This is a genomic window from Pseudomonas sp. lyk4-R2A-10 (assembly GCF_030209075.1).
Taxonomy (GTDB): Bacteria; Pseudomonadota; Gammaproteobacteria; order Pseudomonadales; family Pseudomonadaceae; genus Aquipseudomonas; species Aquipseudomonas glycinae.
Window position 1 is genome coordinate 268,608 of sequence record NZ_JARVSR010000003.1, and the last position, 17,460, is coordinate 286,067.

The 17,460-nt window shown below is 53.5% G+C and carries 14 protein-coding genes; 7 read left to right on the forward strand and 7 right to left on the reverse strand.

The genetic code is table 11. The features are described from left to right. Nucleotides 1–42 precede the first annotated feature (42 nt). From QRN46_RS07190 to QRN46_RS07205, 4 genes are all read left to right on the forward strand, one after another. Nucleotides 43–762 carry a putative periplasmic lipoprotein gene (locus QRN46_RS07190; protein ID WP_011335150.1) on the forward strand — a complete coding sequence of 240 codons (720 nt, stop codon included), beginning with the start codon at nt 43–45 and terminating at the stop codon, nt 760–762. 124 nt (nt 763–886) lie between these two features. After that, the gene (locus tag QRN46_RS07195; protein WP_285354451.1) at nt 887–4,138 is read left to right on the forward strand and encodes a VPA1262 family protein; all 3,252 of its coding nucleotides are present in this window, start codon (nt 887–889) and stop codon (nt 4,136–4,138) included. A 344-nt stretch (nt 4,139–4,482) separates the two neighbouring features. Further along, complete coding sequence (gene dusA / locus QRN46_RS07200; RefSeq protein ID WP_285354452.1) at nt 4,483–5,478, forward strand: tRNA dihydrouridine(20/20a) synthase DusA; 996 nt, start codon at nt 4,483–4,485, stop codon at nt 5,476–5,478. A gap of 75 nt (nt 5,479–5,553) precedes the next feature. Next, nucleotides 5,554–5,934: a DUF2388 domain-containing protein gene (locus tag QRN46_RS07205; RefSeq protein WP_285354453.1), complete on the forward strand. Its 381-nt coding sequence runs from the start codon at nt 5,554–5,556 to the stop codon at nt 5,932–5,934. On the opposite strand, the gene QRN46_RS07210 is transcribed toward QRN46_RS07205, so the two are convergent. After that, complete coding sequence (locus QRN46_RS07210) at nt 5,935–6,768, reverse strand: undecaprenyl-diphosphate phosphatase (protein ID WP_007951638.1); 834 nt, start codon at nt 6,766–6,768, stop codon at nt 5,935–5,937. A 506-nt stretch (nt 6,769–7,274) separates the two neighbouring features. Here QRN46_RS07210 and QRN46_RS07215 point away from each other — a divergent pair. The 3 genes from QRN46_RS07215 (at nt 7,275) to QRN46_RS07225 (ending at nt 10,743) form a co-directional block, all read left to right on the forward strand. Beyond that, nucleotides 7,275–8,015 carry a winged helix-turn-helix domain-containing protein gene (locus QRN46_RS07215; protein WP_285354454.1) on the forward strand — a complete coding sequence of 247 codons (741 nt, stop codon included), beginning with the start codon at nt 7,275–7,277 and terminating at the stop codon, nt 8,013–8,015. A gap of 291 nt (nt 8,016–8,306) precedes the next feature. Beyond that, complete coding sequence (locus QRN46_RS07220) at nt 8,307–8,966, forward strand: winged helix-turn-helix domain-containing protein (RefSeq protein ID WP_201819903.1); 660 nt, start codon at nt 8,307–8,309, stop codon at nt 8,964–8,966. Nucleotides 8,967–9,348: 382 nt separating this feature from the next. Beyond that, entirely contained in the window at nt 9,349–10,743 is a 1,395-nt protein-coding gene (locus QRN46_RS07225) for an undecaprenyl-phosphate glucose phosphotransferase (protein ID WP_201819900.1), read from the forward strand. A gap of 361 nt (nt 10,744–11,104) precedes the next feature. Here the strand turns inward: QRN46_RS07225 and QRN46_RS07230 are convergent, their stop codons facing one another. The 6 genes from QRN46_RS07230 to galE all read right to left on the reverse strand — a co-directional run bounded on the left by QRN46_RS07230 (nt 11,105) and on the right by galE (nt 17,304). After that, nucleotides 11,105–13,183, reverse strand: coding sequence for a YjbH domain-containing protein (locus tag QRN46_RS07230; RefSeq protein WP_201820429.1), 2,079 nt, complete (start codon nt 13,181–13,183; stop codon nt 11,105–11,107). After that, nucleotides 13,180–13,944 (reverse strand): capsule biosynthesis GfcC family protein, encoded by a 765-nt coding sequence (locus QRN46_RS07235; protein ID WP_041475371.1) that lies wholly within the window; start codon nt 13,942–13,944, stop codon nt 13,180–13,182. The genes QRN46_RS07230 and QRN46_RS07235 overlap by 4 nt, the downstream gene beginning before the upstream one ends. Next, the gene (locus QRN46_RS07240) at nt 13,941–14,606 is read right to left on the reverse strand and encodes a YjbF family lipoprotein (protein WP_080770671.1); all 666 of its coding nucleotides are present in this window, start codon (nt 14,604–14,606) and stop codon (nt 13,941–13,943) included. Before QRN46_RS07240 ends, QRN46_RS07235 begins: the two co-directional genes overlap by 4 nt. Before the next feature lie 11 nt (nt 14,607–14,617). After that, nucleotides 14,618–15,733 (reverse strand): polysaccharide biosynthesis/export family protein, encoded by a 1,116-nt coding sequence (locus QRN46_RS07245; RefSeq protein WP_172829496.1) that lies wholly within the window; start codon nt 15,731–15,733, stop codon nt 14,618–14,620. A gap of 90 nt (nt 15,734–15,823) precedes the next feature. Next, on the reverse strand, nt 15,824–16,060 hold the full coding sequence (locus QRN46_RS07250; protein ID WP_003226528.1) for a hypothetical protein: 237 nt from the start codon (nt 16,058–16,060) through the stop codon (nt 15,824–15,826). A 227-nt stretch (nt 16,061–16,287) separates the two neighbouring features. After that, complete coding sequence (galE, locus tag QRN46_RS07255) at nt 16,288–17,304, reverse strand: UDP-glucose 4-epimerase GalE (RefSeq protein WP_041475373.1); 1,017 nt, start codon at nt 17,302–17,304, stop codon at nt 16,288–16,290. Nucleotides 17,305–17,460: the final 156 nt, after the last annotated feature.

Sequence of the window (17,460 nt, forward strand, 5' to 3'; positions counted from 1 at the left end):
CACACAACCAAGTAAAAACATAATTATCTTAAGGACTGATACATGAAGGGAAAAACCATCGCAACTTTTCTTGCATGCTTGCTGCTCGCCGGTTGTTCTGACCCAAAGCAAACCAAACTGCCTGCCGATATCAGTAAATGGTCAGAGGACAAAGGGCTAATGGAAGCTGTCGGCAAACTCGATGAAAACGATAGAAAACTGTTTGGTGGCTATGCTGCCCGGCAAGTGGTGGCCAGCACATTTGGCGGTAGCAAAGTTGTTGCAGACTCAACACTGGGTGATGCTCTGAAAACACAACAGGCCTGGATCGAAGCCAAAGCTGCCGAAGCGGAAAAACAAAAAGCCCTGGCCGAGCAAGTAAAACAGCAACAGCTTGTGGCACTGAAAGAAATGAACGGAACGCTTACAGCGTCCCTTCTCAAACTTAAACTGAATCCCGCCGACTATAAAAACAAGCAATACAGTGAATATTTTTCAATTGAAATTGCTCTACACAACAATACAACTGAGGCCCTATCTGGCGTAAAGGGAACAGTAGTACTCAGCGACATGTTCGGCGACCCTATAAAAAGAATTGGCCTCACTAACGACATCCAAATTGACCCAGGTCAAACGTACATCTATAGCGGGACAATGGATTACAACCAGTTTCAGGCCGCCGACAAGAAGTTGGCTGCTTCCGATACAGAAAAAATGAAATTTGAATGGGTGCCTGACACTTATATTTTCACCAATGGCAAAAAGCAAACAATGCCAAACTGAAGCTGAGAAAATGAGAGCAGGGACGAACTTAATACGGAAGATCGAAAATAAATATATCCATCCCTTTTCCCTTTACACCAACTCACTCAAAATTTAAATAACCGCTCCATCAACAAGGATTAGCATGGAAAAAATCGAGGCATTAATTGAAGACACCAATCTCCGACTTCTATTAGACGACAACACAGGAGATAATTGCGCAGTTCAAATCTGGCTTCTACAAACAATCCAAAATGGATTTAAGAAAAGCACTCTACTTTACGCCAGGATACTTCCTTCCAGCCATCAAAACAATGAATGGAGCGCACCAAAGGAGGACCACTTCAAAACAATTAAAAACATAAAAGCCCAGCTTTTACCTTTAAGTCTATACTGCACTCCCTCTAAAGCAAAAGAGCTGATTAATAATCTAACATCTGGAAAATCACTGCCGGACATAAGCAAAGAATTAGACATAAAAATAAGCGACTCAATAGAAAAAAGAACTGAAGACTTCTCCATAACGCAAGAACTAATTTTCAAACCAACAACTCTGTTACCCATGAGAAATGCCCCCCGAGAAGGCAACATTAGAAGCCCTCATGGAACTGCCTCAGCTTTTAGCGCATCAATAATAATTACAAACAGAGGAAAAATATTCGACATCGACAATATATTTAGTGCAGAAATAGCAACATTTGCCATCACCCAAATAAATAAAGAAACCGGGATGCTCTTCAATCTCGAAGATAGCACCCGACTCGGAACAATTGAGTTATTACTATTCCCCACACTCAACAACAAAGAGCAAGACAACCTACATACATCATGGGACAGAGAAAAAAACAGATTCCAGGTTGAATTAAACTTAAATACGAGAATCAGCAATCCAAAAACAACAAGCGCATCATTACACATACATTTTATCAACAACAACCAAACTATACATTCAACAGCTATAAACCAAAACCCAACAGAAGGAATTTTGAGATTCTCAATTGATGTACCTGAAAATAAAACAGAAATAATCGACAGCCTGAAATTTGAAATATTTACTTTCTCCGACGAAAGCAGTTCCGGAAGACTATACTGCTCTTACAATGTAAGTTACATACGTGCAAATACCATTTCCACTCGTATCGGAACCATTTCCGGAAAATCAATAAAATTTAGCTGGCTAACCGACGTTATAAACATTTCACCAAAACTAGATCGAATCAAGTCACTTCAAACCATCAACCACGGCTCTAAAGCTTCCTATTCAAAGTTCAAACTCGACATGGGTGACCCATGGGTTTCTTCCAATCATCAAATGAAGTCACTTGTCAAAGAAGCATTTCCCGAGAAATCCGAAGCAGGATTTTTTCAGCGTTTTAGAGACAGTGGGGGCATTGGGCGAATTGAGCTAGTCGAATGGATACACAAAGTCTTGGCTTCATACCAAGAACACCAGATTGTTATCTTTGACCCATATTTTGAAGATGTTGGCATATCCCTACTTCTCCCTAAAGCAAGCACTGGCAGCGAGTACATTGTAATTACCACTTGGGAACCTAGCCAACCTAGTCAAAGAATCGCCAACGCTATTCAGACATACCAACAGATTGCGTCTTTAACTGACAACATTGATTTTAAGCTATACGGAGTTCCAAAAGATTTTTTACACGATCGCTACATTATTATTTCCGATAAAAGCGGAAAGCCCATCAAAGGTTATCACCTTTCAAACTCGCTTCAAAATGCAACAGACAGCCACCCTTTACTTATAACACCAATACCTAATGACACTCTTCCAAAGGTCGAAGAATACACACATCAACTTTTATCAAAGTCTAAAACCTTAGGAAATTCGCTAGACCTACTCATTGACTCAAAGGACCACTCGAAACAAACACAACCGATTTCAGCCTATGAACCTTTATCTTTCCTTGATTCTCCAGTTGCGCCTATAGCTATTTCAAGCTGGGTGAACATACCTTTACTGACCACCCTAAACCCAGCAGACCTGAAACTCAAACTTGAAGAACTCGGATACACAGAAAACAACACTCTAAACAGCAAAAAGCTCGGCCCCCCTACCTCTTTCCTTAACTCTCTACACAGTGTTAAAGACGAAGAATTCAGCGACTATTGGGAAATAGGGGCCAACATACTATCTCACACACCGATAAGAACATTAAACAACTTAACACTTACACCATCAATAGCAAAAAAACTCAGCACATTACTCATAAAAAAATCAACAACTCTGTCTACAGAACACCCTACTCTATCGCACGACGCCTATATTACTTCAACTTTAAAGAGCTCCATGTCAGATCTACTACTGCATTATAGAGTGTCAGATTTTGTAAACCCAACAAAACTAAAACCCTTGACATGGGGCGACTACTACGCAGTGAAATTCCTATGGACAAAAGACCAGAACGAATTACTAAAAACCCTATACACCATAGATAAAAATATTGACTCAAAAAACCCGACTAAAACTATTGCTTGTTCTGTGGCAGCACAGATAATTTGTGAAATCTCGCTAAGTTCAGCTTGCGGAATTACAAAAGAAAACATACAGTTTTTGATATCTCAGCCAAACGCTTTGATGAGATGGTTTGGCTACTCAGGAATAGGAACACTAATAGATAGAAACATCCGAAATTCTTCTATTATAAAGACCGTCATAGACAGAGAAAAAAACCTTGTCTTAGGATGGCTAATTAACAAAACCTTTCGTACGGATAGCGATAATAGAACACATAAAAAGCTAATCAAAATGTATTTATCCTCATTTCCTTCCACTCCAAGCAGAGAGGAGGTTAAAGATTTATTTGAACATTTGCGAAACCATATGAAGGAGCTTAGCTATTGCTACCCATGGTTAATAACCGAAGTCCTCAACCCCTTGCTTGAGCAAGAGAAAACCAAGATAGAGTTCGTAGCTGATGTTTGGCTAAACGAGCTTCTTTCACTGATCAACAAACTGACAAAAAATCAAAACCCTTTATTTCAATTAGATCATCAAGCAAAGACGACCGATATCGCTGCATTTCTAATGGCGAATAGTAACGCAGATTACCAGAAAGAAGTTTACATCCTTCTTGAGAAAAAGCTTCGTAACTTGAGAGCAAAAATACAACGGCCATTAGCATCCACCACCAACTGGACTGATTGGGACAATCACCTCAAAGCGAGCTTTTGGATTAGCGGTTATCTGAAATGGATAACTTATTATCTTTCCGTAGACAGCGAGGCAAAACCAGCTCTTGAGCAGGCATCGCTATTGGCAGTTGAAATTTGCTCTGGAAGATCACTAAATGACTGGCGGAGACTCGACTACTCAGGAGGACAATATTCAATATTTTTAGATGATCGGCCTGCCCTCCCACAGTCCAAACCCTAATTCGAAGCGTAAATCAACCATCGGTTGAATCAAATCAACCGATGGTAAATTGGACGACTTTATTTACTAACTAAACATCCTCCCCCTTTTTTGCTCGCAGGCCTGCATCTTATTCAACTTTTTCCGGACATAAACATCTACCGCGATTTATTAAGCTCCGCTTCGAAAAAGGAAAAAAGGGGACGATTAAAAAAGGGGACTGATTTATTTATCAATTTATTTATCAGTCCCCCTCTACAAGCTCCAAGCCCCCTCAGCACAGCATTCAGGTCCTCCCCCAAGCCCCTCCTCCTCATTCCTGATAAACTCCCCCACCTCCCAGCCACACCGATTCCGTACCCCCAATGCCCCCAATCACCGCCACACCCGCCCCACTCTCCCGCCGTTTCTCCGTCGCGCCCATGATGGATTGGACTGACCGTCACTGCCGGTACTTCCTACGCATCCTGTCGAAAAACGCCCTGCTCTACACCGAAATGGTCACCACCGGCGCTCTGCTCAACGGCGATCACGAGCGTTTCCTCCGTCACAACGAAGCCGAGCACCCGTTGGCGTTGCAGTTGGGCGGTAGTGTTCCGCTGGACCTGGCCGCTTGTGCGCGTATGGCGCAGGAGCACGGTTACGACGAGGTGAATCTGAACGTTGGCTGCCCGAGTGATCGGGTGCAGAACAATATGATCGGTGCGTGCCTGATGGGGCATCCGCAGTTGGTGGCGGATTGTGTGAAGGCGATGCGGGATGCGGTGTCGATTCCGGTGACGGTGAAGCATCGGATCGGGATCAATGGGCGGGACAGTTATGAGGAGCTGTGCGATTTCGTCGGCACGGTGCGGGATGCCGGGTGCACCAGTTTTACGGTGCATGCGCGGATTGCGATTCTGGAGGGGCTTTCGCCGAAGGAGAACCGTGACATTCCGCCGTTGCGTTATGACGTGGCGGCGCGGTTGAAGGCGGATTTTCCGGAGCTGGAGTTCATTCTGAACGGCGGGATCAAGACGATGGAGGCCTGCCACGAGCATTTGCAGACCTTTGACGGGGTGATGCTGGGGCGCGAGGCGTATCACAATCCGTATCTGCTGGCCGAGGTGGATCAGCAGTTGTTCGGCAGTGCCGCGCCGGTGATCAGCCGGGCCGAGGCGCTGGCGCAGTTGCGGCCTTATATAGCCGAGCATTTGCTTGCCGGCGGTGCGATGCATCACATCACCCGGCATGTGCTGGGCCTGGGCACCGGGTTCCCGGGGGCGCGCAAGTTTCGTCAGTTGTTGTCGGTGGATATCCACAAGGCCAAGGATCCGCTGGCGTTGCTGGATCAGGCAGCGGAGTTGCTGGCCGGGCGTTGATCGACGCGTTGAGCGTGTGGGCAACGAATGAGCGTTGCCCGGAGTTTTGTTGTACTGACAGGATGTCTTTTGGTTATGCCCGCGTTCAGCTGTGTTTTATTCAAGCGTTTCACCCTCCTCGCTTTACTCTCGACTCTCTCTGCAAGCGCCTATGCATCCTGTGATTTTTTGAAGGGCTGCGGTGAGGGGGGAGATGGCCCTTTTCAATCTACCCAGATGTCTGGTTTTCTGGTTTTCACGACGACGATGGTCACAGTCGACGGGATGTCGGACATTTCCGGACTGAAAAAACGTGTGTATTCGGTAGAGGAAATAGAAGCGGCACGTTATTTCCTCGCCAGTGACGGCATGCTGCAAGCCGCATATTTCACCTCGGCGTTGCAGCGGTTTCGTCAGGATTCGCCCGACTCTGAATTGAATGACCTCGCCGTCGCTGCACTGATCAGCAGTCAATGATCAAGCGGCTGCCGCCGCCGTCCAGTTCACCCAGCCAAATTGCCAGGTGGCAAGGATCAGCAGGCCGAAGGCGATCCGGTACCAGGCGAAAGTGGCGTAGCTGTGGTTTGCAATGAACTTCAGAAGGCCGCGCACGGCGATCATCGCGAAGATGAACGCTACGACGAAGCCCAGGGCGAAGACCGGCAGGTCGCTGCTCTGGAACAGTTCGCGGTACTTGTAGCCGGAATACACCGCAGCACCGACCATGGTCGGCATTGCCAGGAAGAACGAGAACTCCGTGGCGGCCTTGCGTGACAGGCCGAACAGCAGACCGCCGATAATGGTGGAACCGGAGCGCGACGTGCCCGGAATCATCGCCAGGCACTGTACGCAACCGATCTTCAGCGCGTCGGCCCACTTCATGTCGTCCACATGGTCGACACTCACTACATGATCGCGCTGCTCGGCCCACAACATCACGATGCCGCCCACGACCAATGCAACGGCAACGGTGATCGGGTTGAACAGGTATTCATGAATCGTGTCGGCGAATAACACGCCGAGAATCACCGCCGGGAAAAAAGCGATCAGTAGATTACGGGTAAAACGCTGTGCATTGCTCTGGGTCGGCAGGCCTTTGACGATCTCGAAGATTTTCGGGCGAAACTCCCAGACCACCGCCAGAATGGCGCCCAGTTGAATGATGATATTGAACGCCATGGCGCGTTCACCGCCGAACTCCAGCAAGTCGGCAACAATAATCTGGTGGCCCGTACTGGAAATGGGCAGGAACTCGGTCAGGCCTTCTACCGCCCCAAGAATCAGCACCTTGAACAAGGTCAGTAAATCCATTAATCCTCCGTCAGAGCGCTCTTTGCGGGCGCCCTGTTAAATGCATTCAGGCATTGAGTATCTGAAGTAAAACAATTGGCAGATGCGCACCCATTGCCCGACTCGGGGACGGAGAATATGTCTTATCAAAAGCCACACTCAAGGCATGTTAATAAACGTCCGTATGTGAACTTGTCGACGTTATAGCCAAAAGACAGGCCTCCCCATAAAATGTGACCCACCTCACACTGTTCTGATACGTATGCAATTGAGTGATGGCCAAGGGACATAAAAACAGCTCGCGATAATTACAAAATAGTGGCACCATTCCATATTGCCACCATCTAACGACCTCAATTCCGTTAGTTCACAGCCCCGAAAAAATCAACTAAAAGCTTGAATCGCTTAATTATTGTTAGAAAACTCGGGAGCCACGTCTAAAATTCGTCCAAATGTTACCAATTGTCAGTCACAGATGAGAACCGGTGCTTTAACATCCCGATGTCAGCACCTTTTCGAGTCAATGCATGATGCTCACAGGTAACTTAGCGACTAGAAGCCCGCGCCGCACAAGCGACGAACCAGGTGTTCTCACCCTGGGTCGTACCCGTGGCGTGGCTGAACACTTTAGCGCGCTAATCACGAAGCATGTGCAGAGCGGTGTGGCTGTTGAAGCCGACGCCTACATTAGTTCATATCAGCACAACGAATATCACGGCCTGTATCGGGCGATCTTCATTATCATCGACAGCCCTCAGGCACTCGAAGATAACCTTGCGCTGGTGGAAAACCTGCGCAACGACAACTTGAAGCCGATTATTTGTGCAGTGATCACAGGTCGCGGCGCCCACAACAAGATCAAGTACTTTCTGGCCGGTGCCGACTTCTGTATCAAACTCAATACCTTGTCCGATGAAAGCGCGGAACTGCTGGGTGAGTTCTTCGACAGCGAAGAATGGCAGCGGGATATCAGCCTGGTGCTGGACTCCACCCGCATCTGCCTCTCGGACACCAGCAAGAAACTCGATATCTCCTTTGCCGAAATGAAGATCCTGCAAGCCTTTGCGCAGACCGGCAATCACATTCTCAGCCACGATGAAATCGCCAGCATCATGGGGCTGAACACCCAATTCTACGACCCTCGGGCGCTGGAAAAATCCATCAGCCGCTTGCGTGGGAAAATCAAGGACGTGTACGGTACGAACGCCATACAGAGCATTCGCGGGTATGGCTATCGTCTGATGAGGGGGTTGATCTCAACTCCTTGATTCAGGGAAAACACTCTTTTGCAGCATACGAGGGAACGTCTGATGCAACGCTTCAAACATCCGCTTTCTCATAGTTTTAACCGCGTCACATATCTAATAAAAAGCTGTCAATTGCATGAGCGCTGCAACACTTAAACATAACAATAAACCATTACTCTAACGCAGACCGAGTGGAACTTATCGAGGCCATCTTTGGGCCCAGACCCTGCCTGATCGATTAATTCCGAGGAAAACATTGCTCGCCTGCCATTATTTTTTCGCCAAATTTGGTGTGTACTTTAGGAGAGAGACATGGAAACCAGCACGACCCTCCCAAGAAAATACTTTGTTGTCGTGACTAACAGCTCAGCGTCGCAGCGCGAACTCGAGAGCATTCTCTCCAGTGAGCGTTTCAATTCGTTTGGCACGTCTCAGGCACAAATGTTTATTGAAGGTGTTGCTTCGCCCTCTTCCACTCCGATGCTGATGGAGTTCACTTACCCACGCGGCACAAGGAAGCATGTCGCACCCAGCATTGAACATGATACCCAGCGCATATTGGCCACCCTCGAATCGGAATGGCTGGCAGCACAATCGGCGCATTCATTCCACAACTCCACGGCCATGTCCGAAGACCCCACTGACACTTCCCGAACGATCGAGTCCGACGCGCCCTGCACTGAAGCCTGGCATCTGGACAATGATCAGGGTGCATTGACGAAAGAGGGTGTCGAGATCAGTCTCACCGGGCTCGAAACCGCCCTGGTGCGCAAAATGCTTCACCATGAAGAGCGTGTTGTCAGTCGGGACGATCTGATCCTCAGCATCGGCCGCGAGCCGGAGCAATACCGGGGACTGGAAATGTGCCTGAGCCGTCTTCAAGACAAATTCAAGAACGCCAGCAACGGTGAACGATTGTTTCGTGCCGTGCGCAATCGCGGTTATTGCCTGATCCAGGAAGTTGTTGCCTAAACAGCATCCCCCACTACAAGACAAACAGATACAAGTGCGATTACAAAAATAAAAAAGCACTCTGTTTGGTTTCACCCCTCCCTGGTTATACCCGCCTCCTGACCCCACCTACGATAGCAAACACAATATTGATTATTCACCCCCTGCCTTTCGACCTTTTCTAACGTTTGAATATTGGAAATTCAAATAAGTTGGCATTGTGCCATCTTGTTAGAACTCGTCAGACAGCATCCCCGGCAATAACTTAGTCTATTGACTGACGACAGTTCCGCATTCCGGCGTTGTTACCTCAGGACACTGGCTCAAACAACAATAACAAGTCTGCTTAACAACTCGGTTTTCTACTGTCGAAACCTGAATGGACGTCTTTTGGGGATATCGTATGGATCTTTCTCTTCGTATCAATCGAAACACCGGCCTCAAGGGACTGACCTTTTGGGGCCAATGGGCGCTGGCACAGACTTTCATTGTTTCACTGTTGTTCATACTGGCCGAACAGCACACCGGCACCGTCGAGTTCTACTATCGGATGTGCACGATCCTTGCGGTACTGGCCTCAGTGCCGGCTTATACCTTCAGCGGCGCGTACCGAAAGCGAGACAATTACCTGACCGGGCTGGGTCGACTGTTCGTGGGCTGGTTCATGACCATGGCCGGGCTGGCGTTCATCGCCTTCATCTGCAAGGCCGATGCGCTGTTCTCCCGCCAGGTCATCCTTGAGTGGGCGGTGTACGGCTTCCTCGGTCAGGCGCTGTTGTACGCACCGCTGCATGCGTTCTCGAAGTTCTACCAGCGTTCGCGCAAAAGCGAACACAAGACCCTGATCGTCGGCACCGGCGAACTGGCACTGGGCCTGGCGAAGAAGTTGAGCCAGCACGAAAACCTGCCGCTGGTCGGCCTGGTCAGCAACGGCGATACCCCGTCGCTGGAAGCGGACGCTCCGCGCGTTGTCGGCGCTCAGGACGAACTGCTTGAGCTGATCCAGACCCACGACATCCGCCGCCTGTACATCACGCTGCCGCTGTCGGAAGCCGCCAAGATCGAAGCCATGTACGTCGATCTGCTGGATGCCAACGTTGACGTGGTCTGGGTGCCGGACCTGAACAGCCTGACGCTGCTCAACCACTCGGTGAAAGTCGTGGACGGTCTGCCGGCGATCTACCTCAACGAAAGCCCGCTGACCAGCCGCCCGACCGCCGCGCTAAGCAAGAGTCTGGTGGAAAAAGCCGTCGCCCTGTTGGCCATCATCCTGTTGAGCCCGGTGCTGCTGGCCGTGGCGCTGGCGGTGAAGCTCACCTCGCCGGGTCCGGTGTTCTTCAAGCAGGATCGCCACGGCTGGAACGGCAAGGTGATCAAGGTCTGGAAATTCCGCTCGATGCGCGTGCACGATGACCGTGAGGTCAAACAGGCCAGCCGCAACGATTCGCGCATCACGCCAGTCGGTCGCTTCATCCGTCGCACTTCGCTGGACGAGCTGCCGCAACTGTTCAACGTGCTGCAAGGCCACATGGCGCTGGTCGGCCCACGTCCGCACGCCGTGGCGCACAACAACTACTACTCGGGCAAGATCCTCGCCTACATGGCCCGTCACCGAATCAAACCGGGCATCACTGGCCTGGCACAGATCAGCGGTTGCCGGGGCGAGACAGACACCCTCGACAAGATGGAAAAGCGTGTCGAGATCGACCTGAAGTACATCAACAACTGGTCGCTGTGGCTGGATGTGAAGATCCTGGTGAAGACGCCGTTCACCCTGTTGTCGAAGGATATTTACTGAGACGCAGCGCTTGAGAAGGCAACACCGCAAGGGGACGAAAGTCCCCTTTTTTGTGGGCGGGATTTGGGGGTTGACGGAGGGCTCTGCGGCCGAGGAAAGTCTGATGATTTGATGTCGACTGAGCGGACGCCTTCGCGGGCAAGCCCGCTCCCACAGGTTTTTAGGTGATGCCGTAATCTTCGCCACTCCTCGAAACTTGTGGGAGCGGGCTTGCCCGCGAAGGCGCCGGATCATTCAACATCAGGTTTGAACCTGGAACACACCGACTCCCACAGCAATCACGGCTGCATCAAGATCACCCTTCACCACAAACCAAAACGGGAGCCATCAGGCTCCCGCTTTAACTGCCCTTCCCCCGAACCTACTCGGTAATCTTCCCGAAGTTGCGGTAAAACATGTCCCCTTCCCGACTGTCCGTCATCGAATGCAGCTGGAAGCTGCGGTTGAGCCGCGCGCCACCGTCACGGGTCAGCGGTGCCCACACCAGGTTGGCGCGGCGCATGGTCGACATGCTCATCATTTCGTCGAACGGAATCGACAGGTACAGCCCCTTGTCGAAACTACCCTCGCCATACTCGGCGCTGCCGGCGGTGGTGATGGTCGCCCAGGCGCCAAAGCGTACGCCGTTGAAGAACTCGCGAGAGATATCCACCGTGCCGCCAAAGTCGCCCGCCAAGTAACGGCCGACGCTGACCGCGGCCAGCGTGTCGAACGGCAGGTCGGTGTAGCCGGTGATGTGACCGGTCCAGACCGAGTAATCCTGCAGGCCGAAACCCTGGTCGAATTCACGCTGACGCACGTAGTTCAGGTCCGCACCAATCGACCAGCGCTTGCCGGTCGGACGAAACAGCACCTCGCCCCCGACCCCGGCGAACATCGACTCCAGATAACCGCCGTAGACCATGCCGTACAAATCCTTGTCCAGTTGCTCGGCATGACTGACCTGGAACAGCGGCATGGTGGTGTCCGACGTGGTCAGGTACTGACGCAAGTCGGTGCGCACACGCGGCAGGCCGCTGGGCGCGTCGTAGGTGAACTTGTCGAAGTTGTTGATCAGGTTCTGACTCAGCAGACCGTTCCACCAGGTGTTGCGGTTGAAGCGGTACTCGGCGTCCAGATCCGCCGTGAACTGATAGAGCAAGCCATCGGGGCCGCCGACGTTCTGTTTGAAGCCCAGGCCGACGCCGTAATTGAAGTGCTGCGGCGCTTCGGTGTAGAGGGTTTCCTCGTTGCGCGGCATTGCCGGGTTGATCTCGGTGGTGCGGTGCAGCGACTCCAACGGCTCCTCGTTGTTGATCACTTCGCGGAAGGTCTGCCGGGGCACGCTGGTTTCTTCCAGCGGCAGGTCGTAGCGCTTGTTGACCACGGTGAACCAGTCGATGTCGTCGTTGACGCTGTTGTCGAGAATCCGGCTCGCGCGGCCGACGGCCTTGGGCGAATGGAAGTAGCGCTGCTGCTCGCCGTACACGATCAGTTCGGAATCGCGCTGAGTGATGCGCTCGACCTTGTAGCCGGCGTTCTGCTGCAAACGGCGCGATACGTCGGCCCAGTTGACCTCTTCCATGGTCGCGGTTGGCGCCTTGGCCGGCAGCGGTTCGGCCGGTGGGTCGAAGGTCTTGGCCGGGGCCTTGCGGCTGACGAAATTGGTGTGGAACGTGATGCCGAACATCGCCGTGTTGCCGCGCTCCCAGGCTGCGCTCAGATCGACGGAATCGGTCACCTTGAACACCGCACCGAGGTTGATCGGCGAGTCCTGCTTGATGATATTGTCCTTGGGCTCGTGCTTGTAGTCGTTGCCTTCGTATTCGAGTTTCAGGCTGAGGCGGTCCCAGGGCGTCTGGTAACTCACGCCGCCGAAAAACGACGGCTTGCCGCGAAAGTACGACCCGGCGTTGACGTCACCGGTGCCTTCCAGGTCAGGGCGAGTGTTGAAGCGGTCACTGATCGAACCCAACGGGTTGTCGACATCGCCGCGATTACCGATGTAACCCCAGGCGATGCCGGCACTGAAATCAAAGTTGTCATAACGCTTGTTGGCCACGAAGAATTCACTGGCAAACAAACCGGTACCGCCGATGTCTCGAAAGCCCAGCGCCACTTCCGGCGCCCAGTGGCTTTCCTGCCACAGCCGGACCTTGGCGTCGACCGCCTTGTCCTTATAGCTCTGGCTGCCGCTCAGCGCTTCGGAACCGTACGGACGGTTGGTGATGGCGGTGTAGCGAAACGAACCTTCCAGCCAGTCGAGCGGCTGCAACGAAACGCTGTATCGGCTGTACGGTTCGGTGCGGTTGGCGTTGACGCTCAACTCACCGGCGGGCGACATGCGCGCGGTCGGGGTCTGCAACAGACCGACGCCGCCGAAGTCATTCTGGGTAATCCGTGGCTCGGCATGCACCAGGCCACACGGCAATAACAACACAGCTGCAAAACGCAAATTCAACGAACCACCTCAGCCAACTGCGTGGCAATCAATTCGGCCAACTGCTGATTCAGTTCAGGGACAGGCGGATCCAGATCATCGTTTTTCACCGGCACCAGAATCTTGCTGCCGGCCACGGGCATCTGCCCGCTCTCGCGGTTCCAGTGGGCGATGCCGACCCGCCGCGATTCGCCGTTGGGCTGGATCAGCCACAGATAATCGGCATCGGCGTCGGCCTCCAGCAACGTGCAGCCCTGCAGGTATTCGCGGGCCTCCTGCAACGGCTGATAAGGCAGGCGGCACGGCTCGGCGACCGCGCCCAGCACTTCGACTTCGTCGACCCGTTTCGGGTAGATCAGTTGATCACCATCGTCGAGACGGATGTTGCGGGCAAAGCCGACTTCCACCGCCACCGGATCGAGATCGGCGATCTGCCGCCCGGTCACCGGCATCTGCCGGACCTGCTCGGCCAGGCGCTGGGCCAGCGCCGCCCGACTAGGCTTGTCGAACAGCATGGCCATGCGCTGCAGCACATCCAGATCGAACAGCACGCCGACCTTGAGCCGCGTCTGTTCTTCCAGCAGCGACTGACGCAACAGCACACCCGCCAGCCAGTAGCCTTCGGCATTCGGCACGGCCTCGCCGATCACATCGCGCAAACGCCCGCCCGCCGGCAATTCGATCGGGCCTGGGTTGGCAACATCACCACTGACGATGACCGCTGCCTCGCTGGCACCGGCAAGCAACATCAGGCACGCCGAGAGCGCTCTGAGCCGCTTCACGGGACATGCCTGCGGTCAGGGGTCAGTTGCACGATCCTGACCCGCAACTGCGAGGTCAGTTGCTGTTCACTCTGCACAATGAAACCGTCCACCGGATCGACCCAGTAACGGTTGGTCGCGCGCAGACCGATGGCCGGCGCGTCAATCTGCTCATCGACGCGCAGCACGGAGTATTCCTTGTCGAGAATGTCGAGGGTTTCCAGGGACTTTCGGGAGAAGCGGCTGTTGACGATGATCCCGACTTCCTGGCCCTTGTAGAGGTCGATCCAGCGGCGGCTGGTGTAGCCGTCGGTGATGCGATGCAGGCCCTGTTTGAACGGCGAGTCATCGGACAGACGCGTGCCGTCCAGATCGCCCTCCACGCCGAGGCCCACAGTGCGCATGGCCAGGCCGTCGCGCATCAGCAGCACCTGCTTGCCGGAGGCGACCCAGAACTGCAGGTCCTCGCGCTCGCGCACCAGCGCCAACACCCCGGAGCCGGACGGCGTGGTCAGTTTGAGTTGGGGATACTTGACCCCCGCGACCTGCTCCGCCGACACGTCCAGTTCATCCGGCCCGATGACGGCGGATTTGAGGTTGTTCAACGAAGCGCTCATCAGCGGATTGCAGCCACTGAGCAACACGGCCGCCATCAGGCACACGCCCACTTTCAACGTTTTCACAGTCGGCGGCCTTATTTGCTGTTGTTACTGTATTCGCTCCAGTTCTTCGCAGCGGAAGCCCCCGTCCCGACAATCGATGCCGACGGCACCAACTGGCTGATCAGGCGATTCCAGCGAGTCACGTTGGCAGGCCCGACGTAGACCACGTCCTGGGGCCGCACTTCGAAGTGCGAAGCGAGCGCCATGGCGGTCGGCGATTCGGCTTCCAGCTGGTAGATTTTCGCCGGCTCGACATCGAGGTTTTCCACCCCGCGAATCACGTACACGGCGTTGCCGTTGGAGGTGGTCTGGCTCAAGCCGCCGACCGAGCCGAGTACGTCGGACAGGTTCATGGTGGCAGTCTTGAAGCTCAGCGCACGGGGCTGGTTGACCTCGCCCATCACGTAGATGCGCTTGTTGTCGTTGTACGGCAGATACAGCTGATCGCCTCCCTTGAGGTAGACGTTCTGCAATTCGGAATCCTGCTGATTGAGCGCATCGAGATTGAGCGGATAGACCCGCCCGTTGCGCGTCAGCATCAGCCCGGACAAGTCGGCATTGTTGGTATCGACACCGGCCGAGCCGAGGGCTTCGACCACGCTCAGCGGGTTGGTCGAAATCGCCTGGGGGCCGGCCTTGGTGACGGCGCCCGAGACCACGACTTTCTGGCTGGCGAAACGCAGCACCGCGACATCCACTTGTGGCTCGGCAATGAACGCCGAGAGGCGTTGCTCGATGTCCGAGCGCAGTTGCTGGATGGTTTTGCCGGCGGCCTGGACTTCCTTGATGTACGGGTAGTACAAGGTGCCGTCGGAACGCACCAGACGACCGTTGGCGTCGATCTGCTGCTGCGCACCCGAAGGGGCGGTCAGCTCGGGATGATCCCAGACCGTGATGTACAGCACATCGTTGCTGCCGATGCGGTATTCGGCCGGGGTCGCCAACAACTCCGCCGGCACCGACTCACGCTTGTACGTGGCGCGGTTCATGGCGATGAGCTTGGGGGTGATCGGAATGAGCTCGACCCGGCTGCTTTCGCTGGCGCCCTGGCGCGTGATGCTACTGGTGCTCAGGTACTGGCCGGGGGAGAACATGCAACCTTGCAAAGCGATACTTGCCAACAATAAAAGAGAAAAACGACGGGTCATAATGGCACTACGCTATTCAAGGGCGAATCCAAAAACAAAGTCACCCGACTTTCGTCGGGCGACCCTGTACTGCACCAACAGATACTTCAGTTAGTTGTGCGTGCCGGTTGTACCCGTGGTACCGGTGGTACCCGTTGTACCGCCGTTGGCACTTCCACCACTGTTGGACGCCGCGACAGCACTGGCGACCATGGCAGTACTGGCAGCAGGCGCTGTAGAAGCCGCGACACTGCCAGATACATTGGTCACTGCTGTAAGCGGCGCTTCAGCTGCGGAGGCCCAGTTGCTCAACATCGTCAACAGGGCGATCGCCATCACTTTCTTCATATCAACTCCTTTCTAACATCGCACCTGAACATCGGGTGTTGGTTAGAGGTGGTAGAGTTCAAGTCGCAAAAAGCGCGAGCAAGATCCGTTGTTCTTTCACAGTCTTACGCAACTGATAAAAGTCGAACGGCAGGTTTATATCTACGGACTTGCAAAAGGCATTGCCAGTCTAATTTCCCGACGATATCTAACAACCTGACTGAAACTAACATTGCACTAAAACGCCATCATCCCTGATAACCCCGGGGATGATTCGATTGCCAGCGCCAGGTGTCGGTGACCATGTCCTGCAAGTTGCGCGTGGCTTTCCAGCCGAGCTCCTTCGCCGCCTTGGAGGCGTCGGCCCAGCTCTCGGCAATATCCCCGGAACGCCGTGGCATCACCCGGTAAGGCACCGGCTGCCCACAGGCCTGTTCGAAAGCCCGCAGTACCTGCAACACGCTGTAGCCGTCGCCGGTGCCGAGGTTCCAGGTATGAATGCCGGTACGGTCGGCGATGGCTTGCAGGGCTTTCAGGTGCCCGTCCGCCAGGTCGACGACGTGGATGTAATCACGTACGCCGGTGCCGTCGACCGTCGGGTAATCGTCGCCGAAGATCGACAACTCCTTGAGGCTGCCGACCGCCACCTGGCTGATGTAAGGCACCAGATTGTTCGGAATGCCGTTGGGGTCTTCGCCCATCTGGCCGCTGTGATGCGCGCCGATCGGGTTGAAGTAGCGCAGCAGCGCGATGCTCCAGCGCGGTTCGGACTGGCACAGGTCGCGCAGCACGTTCTCGACGATCAGCTTGGACTGGCCGTAGGGATTGGTCGGAGTGCCGGTCGGGAAGTCCTCGCGGATTGGCATCTGCGCCGGCTCGCCGTAGACCGTGGCGGACGAGCTGAACACCAGCCGGAACACCCCCGCCGCTGCCATCGCCTGGCACAGCGTGATGCTGCCGCTGACGTTGGTTTCGTAGTATTCGAGCGGCTTGCGCACGCTCTCACCGACAGCCTTGAGCCCGGCGAAATGCAGCACGGCATCGATGGCGTGCTGCTGGAAAATCCGGTCCAGCAGGGCCCGGTCACAGACATCCCCGCGAATCATCAGCGCACTTTTGCCGCAAATGGCTTCCACCGCGTGCAAGGCGGCGTCGCTGCTGTTGCAAAGATTATCCAGAACTACAACTTCATAACCTGCTTCAAGTAGTGCAAGTGTGGTGTGCGAGCCGATATAGCCGGCGCCACCCGTTACCAGAATCTTCATAGCGCGGTCCATAGTGGGAAAAGTGCCAACTCGCGTGTCAAGCGCTGTTTGTTTAATGTGTGTCTTGATTCACACAAACAGCGCGACAACAACCAGAAACAAAAACAGTTCAATCACTGGCTATAAATATTTTTACAAGCCAAACTGTATTGCCTG